Origin of the sequence: Cupriavidus pauculus (genome assembly GCF_002858765.1) — a bacterium.
In the GTDB taxonomy this organism is placed as follows: Bacteria; Pseudomonadota; Gammaproteobacteria; order Burkholderiales; family Burkholderiaceae; genus Cupriavidus; species Cupriavidus pauculus_B.
Window position 1 is genome coordinate 420,860 of the sequence record NZ_PJRP01000003.1, and the last position, 12,008, is coordinate 432,867.

The window sequence follows — 12,008 nt, forward strand, 5'->3', positions numbered from 1 at the left end:
GGCGAGTGCTTCTGGCTAGGCGTCGATCAGATGTTCACCAGGGTCTGCAGGACGGTGTCCTGCGCCTTGATGGTCTGCGCGTTGGCCTGGTAGTTGCGCTGCGCCACGATCAGGTTCACCAGCTGGCCGGACAGGTCGACGTTCGACTCTTCCACGGCGTTCGACTTCAGCGTACCCATTGCGCCGCCTGCCGTACCCAGCAGTTCCTGGCCCGATGCACCGGTGGCGGACCACACGTTGTCGCCTTCCGGCTTCAGGCCTTCGACGTTGCCGAACGATGCCATGGCGATCTGGCCCAGCGACATCGTCTGCTCGTTCGAGTACGAACCCAGGATGGTGCCGTCTTCCTGCACCGAGAAGCCCACCAGCGCGCCCGACGTGTAGCCGTTCTGCACGATGCTCTTCGGGTCGTTGTCGGCGCCGAACTGGGTGGTGCCGGTCAGGTTGAGCTGGGCGGTCATGGCGGCGGCGCCATTGTTGGCCGGCAGCGTGATGGTCGGCATCGCGGCGGCGGTCGGGGCGCGCAGCGCGCCGTTGGCGTCGAACGACAGCGTGACCGTCTGCAGAACATTGCCGGCGGAGTCGGTGACGTTCATGGACCAGTCATTGCCACCGAACGCGTTGGTCGGTGCCGGGGCGACGGGCGGGCCTGCCACGACCGACTTACCGAAGTACGCGGTCAGCTGCTGCTTGTTGCCCAGCGAGTCGTACACCGTCATGGCCGTGCTGTAGCTGAACATCGACGAGTCCGGCGCTACGGGCGGGGTGGCCGCCGGGTTGCTGGCGAACACGTTGGTCGGCACGGTGCTGCGCGAATCGATCTGGAACTGGGCCGCGATGTTCGTGGTGGCCTTCGGCGGCATCTGCGCGTTGCTGATCGTGATCGGCTGCGGTGCCACGCCGCCGGCGGTTGCGCCAGCCGGGTAGCCCGTCACCTGCAGGCCGGTGGCGTTCACCAGGCGGTTCAGCTGGCCATTACGCGAGTAGTACACCTGGCCGTCGGTATTGGTCAGGCGGAAGAAGCCCTTGCCGTTGCTGATGGCCACGTCGAGATTGCGGCCCGACGTCGAGATGTTGCCGTTGGTGAACGATTGCACCACGGCGTTCACACGCGTGCCCAGGCCGATCTTCGAGCCTGCGTACACGTCCGCGAACTGCGCGGTCGATTGCTTGAAACCAACGGTGTTCGCGTTGGCGATGTTGTTACCGATCACGTCCAGGTTGGACGCCGCGGCGTTGAGGCCGCTTACCCCTTGACCAAAACCCATGATGTTTTCCCTAAGTAGGCTGTCGTTCGTGAAATGCCCGCGCGTATGCCCGGACCGGGTGATTCGTTATCAGGAAATGCGGCGCACGTCGTCGACGTTGGCCTTCTTGCCGTCGCCCAGTTCGACCAGCACGCCAGTGCTGTCGCCGCTGATGGCCTGTACCTTGCCGTAGACCAGCGCGATCGGCGTCACGTCCTTGCCGTTGGCGGTGGCGGCTACCTTGAAGGTGTAGTCGCCGTCTTCCACGGCGTTGCCCTGGTCGTTCTTGCCGTCCCAGGCGATGTCATGCACGCCTGCGGTCTGACCCTTCATGTCGATGTTGCGCACCACGTTGCCGTTCTTGTCCAGCACCTGCACGGTCACGCTGTCGGCCGTCGACGGCACGTCCACGCCGATCTTGCCGGCTGCGCCGTCGGCCACGCTCACGGTGGAGCCCGGCACCATCACGGTCTTGCCGATCAGGCTGGCGGAGTCCATGGCGCGGCTGGCGGCGGTCTGCGTCAGCAGCTGCGTCATGGTTTCGTTCATGGTCTGCAGGCCGCTCACGGTGCTGATCTGCGCCAATTGCGACGTCAGCTGCGCGTTGTCCATCGGATTGAGCGGATCCTGGTTGTTCATCTGCGTGACCAGCATCTTCAGGAAGTTGCTTTGCAGGTCGGCTGCGCTGGCGCTGCCGCTTTGCAGGGCCTGGTTCACGCCCGAGTTGGAAGTGCTGTTGCCTACGGTGGAAGTTGCCATGGTTGTTCGGTTGATTCCGGAAGAGATTTCGTTCGGGACTTGCTGCCGTTACTGACCGATCGTCAGCGTCTTGAGCATCATGTTCTTGGCGGTGTTGAGCACCTCCACGTTGGCCTGGTACGAACGCGACGCTGAGATCATGTTGACCATCTCTTCCACCGGGTTCACGTTGGGCATCGTCACGTAGCCGTTGGCGTCGGCCAGCGGGTGCGTGGGGTTATGGATCATGCGAGCCGGCGCGGTGTCCTCCATCACGCCGGCCACCTGCACACCGCCCACGTCGCTCTGGCCGGGCGTGGGTGCCATCTCGAAGATGACCTGCTTGGCGCGATACGGCTGACCGTTCGGCGCCACGGCGCTGTCGGCGTTGGCGAGGTTCGACGCCGTCACGTTCATGCGCTGCGACTGCGCGGCCATGGCCGAGCCGGCCACGTCGAAAATGTTCATGGAAGCCATGGTGTCTCTCCGTTACTGCTGGATGGCGGACAACATCGTCTTGATCTTCGAGCTCATCACCGTCAGGCCCGCTTCGTAGTGCACCGTGTTGTCGGCAAACGCCACACGCTCGGTGTCCATTTCCACGGTGTTGCCGTCGATGCTCGACTGCAGCGGAATGCGGTACTCCAGATTGCGGTCGCTCGTGCTCATGGCCGGGGCCTGGGCGGGCAGATGGCGCGCGGACGTGGTCGACAACGACACGCCATCGCGCTGCTGGTTGCCGCGCTCCACCGACTGGGCCAGCGTGCTGGCGAAGTCGAAATCGCGTGCCTTGTAGCCCGGCGTGTCCGCGTGGGCGATGTTGGAGGCAATTACCCCTTGCCGCTGGGTCCGCAGGCTCAGCGCTTCCTGCTGGAAGCGGAACGCCGCATCGAGTCTGTCCATGATGTCTGCCTTTCCTGCAATGGCTTCATTTCGGGGAGAGAGCTGCCGTAGACCTGGGTATACCTGTTGGACACCGCCGGCCGGGCTTCTTCAGGGTTGCCATCTTAGGGGCCGGGTTGTCACGCCAATCGTCTGAATAGGGACGAGAAACCTGCGCATTTCCGGTTCGGCTTCTCGCGCGAGGCTGCCTACAATGGGTCCCACTGACTGGCATGGCCAAACGCTGCGTAGCGGCGCCTGGCGCGCCACGCAAGGCGCTCCGGTCAGGCGCGCAACACGGCTCCATTCACGGTGAGCACGCGGCGCGCAACGTTTTCAGATGTTCAACTGTTGTGCGACGGCATCGCACGCCGGACGGGTATATGCGGCACGCCGCCAGATACCCCGGCAGTGGCTGCCGTCTCCATCCTTGCTGGGATGCCCCTATGAATTTCCATCTGCAGGCCATCGGGCTGATGGCACTGGCCGGTATTGCGCTGGCTGGTCCCGTGTCGGCCGCCGCCCAGGTCACGCCGGTGGCGTCGCCGGGCGCCGCCCCGGCGCAAGCCGCCCACAATCCTTTTGCGAACGACGACCCCGCCCGGGTTGCCGTCGAGCAGTTCCTGCTGCGCCAGTCCAACGGACTGCCGGGCAAGGTCAGCGTGCAGGTCGTGCCGCCTTCTGGCGGCCGCGCACCCGAATGCGTGGACCCGGAACCGTTCCTCCCCGCCGGCGCCGCGCCGTATGGGCGCGTGAACGTGGGGCTCCGCTGCGGCGGTGAGCGCCCCTGGACGCGCTATATGCAAGCCCGTGTGTCAGTACTGACTGACTACTACGTGGCCGGGCGCGCCATGGGTCCGGGCGAAACTATCACCGCAGCCGATCTGGAGTTGCGCCAAGGCGACCTGGGTGCACTGCCGCGCGCCGTGGTGACGGATCCGTCGCAGGTGGACGGGTCGGTCGTCGCCAACCGCATCGCCGCCGGTTCGCCCATGCGCACCGACCTGCTCAAGAAGCCGATCGCCGTGAAATCGGGCCAGACCGTCAATGTGACCGTGGTGGGAGATGCGTTCCAGCTGTCCAGCGAAGGCAAGGTACTGACCGACGCTGCCACCGGCAACGCGGTGCAGGTGCGGCTGCGCAACGGCCAGGTGGTCAGCGGCGTGGTGCGCAACGGCGACACGGTCGTGCTGCAGCAGTAAGCCAGTGAAGCAGCAAATACGTCACTTTTTGTAGTTCTCGCAGTAACGGGAAGTTAGTCATCACACGGGCTGGGATCCCCGAAGCAGCAGGAAGCAGTCTGCCGTATCAACCGGCGCAGGCGGACCGTGCGAGAATGCGGGCCATCTACTCCGGGGTCGACCTAAAAACACCGGAATTCGCCAGCGAACCGCCTAAAGTTTCCGGTGGCCAGGTCGATAACTCAGAGGAACCCAGCAAGGATTTCACCGTGAAGATCAACAACTCCACTCCGTCCCGGCCCGCCGACACTGCGGCTACCGAAGGCAACGCCCGTGCGGGCGCCAACGGTGCCACGTCTACGGATCCCTCCGCCCTGACCGGCGTGCGCGTCAGCCCGCTGGCCGCACAGGTACGCGACATTGGTGCGCGCCTGATGCAGGACAGCGATAGCGACATCGACGCCGCCAAGGTAGCGGAAGTCCGTCAGGCCATTGCGGAAGGCCGGATCAAGATCGATCCCAGCAAGATCGCCGATGGCCTGCTCGCCTCTTTGCATGAGCTGAGCCAGGGCGGTAGCCAATCCTGAACCTGACATGAGCCAAGCAGCGCTGATCCAGTCCCTTTCGGTTGAAGCCAACGCCATTGCCGCTTTCGGGCGCACCCTCTCTGAAGAGCGCGACGCCATCAAGCGGCAGGATTTCCAGGCACTGAGCGAACTGCTCAATAAGAAGATGGAACTGGCTCAGGCGCTGACCCGCGCCTCGGCCACTCGCGAGGCGCAGATGATCGCGCTTGGCCTGCGCATGGGCGACGGCGGCCTGCTGGTTGGCCGTGAGGTGGAACCCGCGGTCGTCGAGGCATGGCGCAAGGTGGTGTTCTTCGCCCACAAGGCCAAGGACGCCAACGACCTGAACGGCGCCATCGTCAACGCCCATCTGGAATTCACGCAGGAAGCCATCCAGGTACTGCGCCAGGGCGGCATGGTGCCGAACGAGATGTACGGCCGCGACGGCAAGGCCCAGGCGGCTGCCAGCGGCGTGAGCTTGGCAGCGGGCTGACGCATCACCTCGCCCGGCCTGCGCGTCAGAGCCTGCCTACGTCAGGCTCGGCCATTGCCTGATCGCGAACGGCGGGCATCCTCCCTACATTGACATTGAGCCACCCCGCTGTTGCCTGCCGGTGCAGCGGTGTGACGTCCGGTAACCAAAACAATGTCCGGAGGTACAGCCATGTCATTCCTGCTCTATGTGATCGGTCTCGTGGTGCTGGTGGGCGGCATCGCCTGGGGGCTTTCCGTCGCCGGCGTGGCCCATGTCTATATCGGCATTGCCTGCGTGATCGTGCTCGGCATCGGCATCATGATGGCGGTTTCGCGTACGCGCGCCAAAGATCCTTCCTGATTGCCGCGGCTGGCTGACACCGCCGTGGACCTCGATCGCCCAACGCCGGGCCTGCCCCGGCCAGCCCATCCGCAGAATGTAAACATTGCGGAACATGGGCCCCGCTCTATACACTCGAAGCGTTCAGATCTCCGCACGGTGATCGCCGCCATGTTCGAGGCACTGCGAAAAACAACCAGCGCGCTGTTAGACCCCGACCGACGATTCCGGCAAGCCCGCATCTTCCACGCCACGCGCGTGGCGCTGGCCTTGCTGGTGTCGATAGCGCTCACTACCGGCATCAATATCCCCCACGGCGAATGGGCCACGATCACCGTGCTGGTGGTCATCGGGGGGCTGCAGCACCACGGCAATATCCGCCGCCGGGCCGCCGAGCGGGGCGCCGGCACGGTGATCGGCGCCCTGATCGGCCTGTTCCTGATCATCCAGGAAAACTACTTCGGCATTCCCACCCTGACGTGGGGCCTGATGGCTGTCATCTGCGGCTACTGCGCCTATCACGCCGTAGGCAAGGGCGGATACATCGCCTTGCTGGCGGCGGTGACGGTGGTCATCACGGCCGGGCACGGCAACCAAGACGTTTATGACGCGCTGTGGCGCACCGTGGATGTCCTGATCGGCACCGCCATCGCGCTAGTCTTCTCGTTCGCATTTCCGGCGTATGCGTCATATTCGTGGCGGTTCAAGCTGGCCAGCCTGTTGCGTGGCTGTGCGGCGGTACACGCCAAGATCGAGCGCGGCCAGCGCGACGAGAAGGAGCGGCAGCAGGACATGATGAAGCTGTCGGGCCTGCTGGTGCAGATGCGCAGCCTGATTCCGTCGGTGTCCAAGGAAACCAAGGTGCCGACGGCCGACCTGGAAGAGGTGCAGCACAGCGCCCGCGTCTGCATCAGCGCGCTGGAGATGCTGGCCGCCATCGACCCCGATGCCACCGAAGAAACCAGCGACGAGCGCAACATCCGCGACCTGTTGCTTGAAATGGCGTCCGCGCTGGAAGCCGGCGACGAAACGATGGTGCATCAGCACGCCTCGCTGCCGTCGCCGCACCCCGACGATCCGTCGATCGGGCACAGCTCCCACGCCTTCCTGACGTTGCAGCTATCGGCCGAACTGGGACATCTGCGCGATCACCTGTCGCAAATGGCCGTGCAAACCCGCTTTCCGTACGGGGGCCGCTAAACGGCTGCAGCGCCACCGCCCGCATCTCCTACTCGCTTACTTCCGGTCCGACATCGCGATCCGCAACGCCAGCGCACCCAGCACCGTCCCCATGACGTAGCGCTGGGCGCGCAGCCATCGCTCGCTGCGTGACAGGAATGCGGTGATGCCCGATGCGCCAAGCACCAGCAGGCAGTTCACCGCGCCACTGACACCGATCTGCACGGCGCCAAGCTGCAGGCTCTGCGTCAGTACCGAGCCGTTTTCCGGGTGCAGGAATTGCGGGAAGAAGGACAGGTAGAACATGGCCACCTTGGGATTCAGCAGGTTCGTGACGAATCCCATGCTGAACAGCTTGCGCGGCGGATCGGCCGGCAACATCCGCGCCTGGAACGGCGCGGTGCCACCCGGGCGCACGGCTTGCCAGGCCAGCCATAACAGGTACGCCGCGCCCATCAGCCGGATCGCATCGAACGCGAATGGCACCGCCATCAGCAGGGCGGTCAGGCCCAGCGACGCCGCCATCAGGTGGACGACAAACCCAAGCAGCACGCCGGCTAGGGAGACCAGCCCGGCGCCGCGACCCTGGCACAAGGCGCGCGACACGCAATAGATCATGTTCGGCCCCGGCGTCAGCACCAGGATCAGACAGGCCAACGAGAAGAACGCGAGTTCGTGCCAGGTAAGCATGGTGGGGGCTTTCCGATGGGAGGTTCTTGTCGGTTTTGCAGAAAGGGCCGAGCCATTATAGGGTGGCGTCCGGCACCGTGTCAGACAACATCCCCTTGCCTAATGCCCTGCGCTCGGCCACATTGAGGGCACTCCGTCCCGGTGTGCCGCCATGCAACTCCTCGACGCCCGCATCCGCCTGGTGCTTCGGCACCCCGGCCGGTTCCTGCTCGATGCGCTGGGCCACTTTCGCGCCAACCAGGGCCTGTTGCTGGCCGGCGCCGTGGCCTACTACGCGCTGCTTTCCATCGTGCCGCTGCTGATCCTGATGCTGATCGGGCTGTCGCAGCTCGTCGACCCCGTCGAACTGCTGGAAACCGTGGAGCGCTACCTAGAGTGGTTGCTGCCGGGACAATCGCATGCGCTGGTCACGGAACTGGCGCGATTTCTCAACAATCGCGGCGTGATCGGCTGGGTGCTGGGGATCACGATGATTTTCTTCAGCTCGCTGGCATTCACGGTGCTGGAGAACGCGATGTCGGTGATCTTCATCCATCGCGTGGCCATCCGGCGACGCCATTTCCTGGTGTCCGCGATCCTGCCCTACTGCTACATCCTCGTGCTCAGTGTCGGGCTGCTGATCGTGACCGTGGTGGCGGGCGGCCTGCAGACCATCGGCGAACGGCACCTGGAGGTACTGGGCCACGACTGGTCGCTGGGCCGCCTGTCCGGCTGGCTGCTGTATGGGCTGGGCTTCCTGGGCGAGATCCTGTTGCTGACCTCGATCTACCTGGTGATGCCGGTCGGACGACTATCCGTGCGGCATGCGCTGGCCGGCGCCGTCTTCGCGGCCGTGCTGTGGGAAATCTCGCGCCATGTGCTGGTTTGGTACTTTTCGACACTTTCCCAGGTCGGCAAGGTCTATGGATCGTTGACCACGGCCATCGTCGTGCTGCTGAGCCTGGAGATCGCCGCCACCCTGCTGCTGTTCGGCGCGCAGATCATTGCCGACTTCGAGCGAGGCGGCGAGACAACCCACCCGACCAACGAACCCAAGACATTCCATACCTGAGTGCCCCGGGTTAAAAGTTGATTAACAAGCACTTGTGGCAACCGAATACCCGAGCGCCGCACTCGAACTCTTCTATAAGACATAAGAATCGAGAATTTTGCGACTTCCGGATTCCGACCTAAATTGATGAACTTGCATGCCATTGCACGCTGAAGCCTGAAAGATGCGCAATGCAGCGTTGAATGCCGCTGCATACAGCACACAAATTTCACATGAAGGAGCGTACCTCCGCCATGCAAAATCAGGCAAAATTCAAACCTTGCCCCGCACCGCAACCCGGGCGTGGCATTTCCCAACCCGAATTTGATGCGAGATAAGCGATGAGTAACCAGCAGCCCACCATCATCTACACCCTAACCGACGAAGCTCCGCTGCTGGCCACCAGTGCCTTCCTGCCTATCATCCGCACGTTCACCGGCCCGGCCGGCGTCAACGTGGAAACCAGCGACATCTCGGTGGCTGGCCGTATCCTGGGCGAATTCTCCGAATTCCTGACCGAAGAACAGCGCGTGCCGGACAACCTGGCCGAGCTGGGCCGTCTGACGCAGGACCCGGACACCAACATCATCAAGCTGCCGAACATCAGCGCGTCGGTGTTCCAGCTGGTCAGCGCGATCAAGGAACTGCAGTCGAAGGGCTACAAGATCCCCGACTTCCCCGAAGATCCGAAGACCGACGAAGAAAAGGCCATCCAGAAACGCTACTCGAAGTGCCTGGGCAGCGCCGTGAACCCGGTGCTGCGCGAAGGTAACTCCGACCGCCGCGCCCCGGCCGCCGTCAAGAACTACGCCCGCAAGCACCCGCACAGCATGGGCGACTGGAGCATGGCGTCGCGCACGCACGTGGCCCACATGAAGCACGGCGACTTCTATCACGGCGAAAAGTCGATCACGCTCGACGGCGCACGTGAAGTCCGCATGGAGCTGGTGACCAAGAGCGGCAAGACCGTGGTGCTGAAGTCCAAGGTCGCGCTGCAGGACGGCGAGGTCATCGACAGCATGTTCATGAGCAAGAAGGCCCTACTGGCCTTCTACGAAGACCAGATGGAAGACGCGCGCAAGACCGGCGTCATGCTGAGCCTGCACGTCAAGGCCACGATGATGAAGGTGTCGCACCCCATCGTGTTCGGCCACGCCGTCAAGGTCTTTTACAAGGACGCCTTCGCCAAGCACCAGAAGCTGTTCGACGAACTGGGCGTGAACGTCAACAACGGCCTGGTGGACCTGTACACCAAGATCGAGACGCTGCCCGAGTCGAAGAAGGAAGAAGTCATCCGCGACATGCACGCCTGCCACGAGCATCGTCCGGAACTGGCCATGGTGGATTCGGCCAAGGGCATCTCGAACCTGCACGCGCCGAACGACGTGATCGTCGACGCATCGATGCCGGCCATGATCCGTATCGGCGGCAAGATGTGGGGCGCCGACGGCCGCACCAAGGACACCAAGTGCCTGATTCCGGAATCGACGTTCGCCCGCATCTATCAGGAAATCATCAATTTCTGCAAGACCAACGGCGCATTCGACCCGGTGACCATGGGTACGGTGCCGAACGTCGGCCTGATGGCGCAGAAGGCTGAAGAGTACGGTTCGCACGACAAGACCTTCGAGATTCCCGAAGACGGCGAAGCCCGCATCGTCGACAACGCCACCGGCGAAGTGCTGACGGCGCTGACGCAGCAGGTCGAGCAGGGCGACATCTGGCGCATGTGCCAGGTCAAGGATGCCCCGATCCGCGACTGGGTCAAGCTGGCCGTCACGCGCGCCCGCAACTCGGGCATGCCGGCCGTGTTCTGGCTGGACCCGTACCGTCCGCACGAGGCCGAGCTGATCAAGAAGGTAGAAACCTACCTGAAGGATTACGACACCAAGGGCCTGGAAATCCAGATCATGTCGCAGGTGCGCGCCATGCGCTACACGCTGGAGCGCGTGATCCGCGGCCTGGACACCATCTCGGTAACCGGCAACATCCTGCGCGACTACCTGACCGACCTGTTCCCGATCATGGAACTGGGCACCAGCGCCAAGATGCTGTCGATCGTGCCGCTGATGGCCGGTGGCGGCATGTACGAAACCGGCGCCGGCGGTTCGGCTCCGAAGCACGTGCAGCAGTTGGTGGAAGAAAACCACCTGCGCTGGGATTCGCTGGGCGAGTTCCTGGCCCTGGCCGTGTCGCTGGAAGAGCTCGGCATTAAGTCGGGTAACAACCGCGCGAAGCTGCTGGCCAAGACGCTTGACGCCGCAACCGGCAAGCTGCTGGACAACGCCAAGAGCCCATCGCCGAAGACCGGCCAGCTCGACAACCGCGGCAGCCAGTTCTACCTGTCCATGTACTGGGCCCAGGAACTGGCCGCGCAAACGGAAGACGCCGACCTGGCAAAGACGTTCGCCCCGCTGGCCAAGACGCTGACGGAAAACGAGAAGACCATCATTGGCGAACTGGGCGACGTGCAGGGCAAGCCGGTGGATATCGGCGGCTACTACAAGCCGGACGAAGCCAAGCTCGAAGCCATCATGCGCCCGAGCAAGACGCTGAACGCAGCGCTGGAAGCGGTCAAGGGCTAAGCGCCTCTGACCTGACCGTCATGTGGGCTGCCCGCTAGGCCGCATGACGCGTCGGCACCCAATAAAACGCCCCGTGGCAGAGATGCTACGGGGCGTTTTTTCTGACTGACCGCGTGCCGTACGGGAACTGGAGGATCCCCGATATCGCCATTCCGCAGCCAAATTACGCTCATGCGGTGATATGAGTGTTTATCGCATTTCTCATGCTTTTGGATGAGATGTTTCGCGCAGATGGATTGCCTATGCTGTCTTCAGTTTTCACGCATTCCCATTCCATCCCCCAGGCGCGACAGCATCCATCCTGAAGGAGGGCGAACATGCCGATCTTTCGTTATGCCGGCGACCTCAGGCCGCTGGACCGTGGTCCGGACATCCTCGCCATTGGAGACTCCTGGCACTGGTATCCCGAAAACAACCTGCTCAACGTCGTCGACCAGTACTGCCCGGGTACTTTCACGTACTGCGTCGGGGCGAATGGCGCAGAGGCCGTTCAGCTCTCCGGCGGCCGCTATCTGCAGGATGTGCAATCGGCGCTCGAATACGCCTCGATCCGCGTCGTCCTGATCAGTGCCGGCGGCAATGACTTCGCCGGCATGGACGATTTCGCGGCCATCCTGAAATCCGACTGCTCGAACTGCAAGTCACCGGAAGAGTGCTTTGCCATCGACGAGCCGCGCGACCTGTTCAACGATGTGATGAAGGCCTATGAGACGTTGATCACGACGATCCTGGCCAAGCGTCCGGATGCTATCGTCCTTCTCCATGCGTATGACTATGCGGTGCCCGACGGACGCACCTTTCATGGATTGTCCGGACAGTGGCTCAAGGTGCCGATGGATAATTGCCGGGTACCGTTCCCCGGCCTGTGGACGCCGGATTCGTTCCGCCGGAAGCTCGTCAAGCAGTTGATCGATGAACTCGCCAAGCGCCACCAGCAGCTTGCCGCCACCTTCGGCAACCAGGTCCGCTTTATCGATACGCGCGGCGTGCTCGCCGATGACGAGTGGGCGAACGAGCTTCATCCCACACGTGAAGGTTTCACACGGCTCGGCAAGATGCACTTCGCCCCGGCCGTCAACACCGCCCTGACATAGCA

The 12,008-nt window shown here is 63.3% G+C and carries 13 protein-coding genes; 8 read left to right on the forward strand and 5 right to left on the reverse strand.

The annotated features are described in order from the left end of the window. Positions 1 to 26: 26 nt before the first annotated feature. The 4 genes from flgE to flgB form a co-directional block, all read right to left on the reverse strand. The gene (flgE, locus tag CYJ10_RS10425) at positions 27 to 1,268 is read right to left on the reverse strand and encodes a flagellar hook protein FlgE (protein WP_101681402.1); all 1,242 of its coding nucleotides are present in this window, start codon (positions 1,266 to 1,268) and stop codon (positions 27 to 29) included. A 69-nt stretch (positions 1,269 to 1,337) separates the two neighbouring features. After that, positions 1,338 to 2,006: a flagellar hook assembly protein FlgD gene (locus CYJ10_RS10430; protein WP_101681403.1), complete on the reverse strand. Its 669-nt coding sequence runs from the start codon at positions 2,004 to 2,006 to the stop codon at positions 1,338 to 1,340. A gap of 48 nt (positions 2,007 to 2,054) precedes the next feature. Next, the gene (gene flgC, locus CYJ10_RS10435; RefSeq protein WP_101681404.1) at positions 2,055 to 2,462 is read right to left on the reverse strand and encodes a flagellar basal body rod protein FlgC; all 408 of its coding nucleotides are present in this window, start codon (positions 2,460 to 2,462) and stop codon (positions 2,055 to 2,057) included. Between the two features lie 12 nt (positions 2,463 to 2,474). Beyond that, positions 2,475 to 2,891, reverse strand: coding sequence for a flagellar basal body rod protein FlgB (gene flgB / locus CYJ10_RS10440; protein WP_101681405.1), 417 nt, complete (start codon positions 2,889 to 2,891; stop codon positions 2,475 to 2,477). Positions 2,892 to 3,313: 422 nt separating this feature from the next. Between flgB and flgA the strand changes: the two genes are divergently transcribed. From flgA to CYJ10_RS10460, 5 genes are all read left to right on the forward strand, one after another. Further along, a complete protein-coding gene (gene flgA, locus CYJ10_RS10445) occupies positions 3,314 to 4,069 on the forward strand; it encodes a flagellar basal body P-ring formation chaperone FlgA (RefSeq protein WP_101681406.1) in 756 nt (251 codons plus the stop codon). A gap of 248 nt (positions 4,070 to 4,317) precedes the next feature. Next, positions 4,318 to 4,635, forward strand: a complete 318-nt coding sequence (gene flgM, locus CYJ10_RS10450) for a flagellar biosynthesis anti-sigma factor FlgM (protein WP_180862899.1) — start codon at positions 4,318 to 4,320, stop codon at positions 4,633 to 4,635. 7 nt (positions 4,636 to 4,642) lie between these two features. Next, positions 4,643 to 5,107, forward strand: coding sequence for a flagellar protein FlgN (locus tag CYJ10_RS10455; RefSeq protein ID WP_101681408.1), 465 nt, complete (start codon positions 4,643 to 4,645; stop codon positions 5,105 to 5,107). 171 nt (positions 5,108 to 5,278) lie between these two features. Further along, on the forward strand, positions 5,279 to 5,449 hold the full coding sequence (locus tag CYJ10_RS34070; RefSeq protein WP_175459908.1) for a hypothetical protein: 171 nt from the start codon (positions 5,279 to 5,281) through the stop codon (positions 5,447 to 5,449). A gap of 150 nt (positions 5,450 to 5,599) precedes the next feature. Beyond that, positions 5,600 to 6,628: an FUSC family protein gene (locus CYJ10_RS10460; RefSeq protein WP_101681562.1), complete on the forward strand. Its 1,029-nt coding sequence runs from the start codon at positions 5,600 to 5,602 to the stop codon at positions 6,626 to 6,628. A gap of 36 nt (positions 6,629 to 6,664) precedes the next feature. On the opposite strand, the gene CYJ10_RS10465 is transcribed toward CYJ10_RS10460, so the two are convergent. Then, positions 6,665 to 7,297 carry a LysE family translocator gene (locus CYJ10_RS10465; protein ID WP_101681409.1) on the reverse strand — a complete coding sequence of 211 codons (633 nt, stop codon included), beginning with the start codon at positions 7,295 to 7,297 and terminating at the stop codon, positions 6,665 to 6,667. A gap of 151 nt (positions 7,298 to 7,448) precedes the next feature. Here CYJ10_RS10465 and CYJ10_RS10470 point away from each other — a divergent pair, with 151 nt between their 5' ends. From CYJ10_RS10470 to CYJ10_RS10480, 3 genes are all read left to right on the forward strand, one after another. Beyond that, positions 7,449 to 8,348, forward strand: a complete 900-nt coding sequence (locus tag CYJ10_RS10470; protein ID WP_101681410.1) for a YihY/virulence factor BrkB family protein — start codon at positions 7,449 to 7,451, stop codon at positions 8,346 to 8,348. 320 nt (positions 8,349 to 8,668) lie between these two features. After that, complete coding sequence (locus CYJ10_RS10475) at positions 8,669 to 10,912, forward strand: NADP-dependent isocitrate dehydrogenase (RefSeq protein ID WP_101681411.1); 2,244 nt, start codon at positions 8,669 to 8,671, stop codon at positions 10,910 to 10,912. A gap of 317 nt (positions 10,913 to 11,229) precedes the next feature. Continuing rightward, a complete protein-coding gene (locus CYJ10_RS10480) occupies positions 11,230 to 12,006 on the forward strand; it encodes a GDSL-type esterase/lipase family protein (RefSeq protein WP_101681412.1) in 777 nt (258 codons plus the stop codon). Positions 12,007 to 12,008 lie beyond the last annotated feature (2 nt).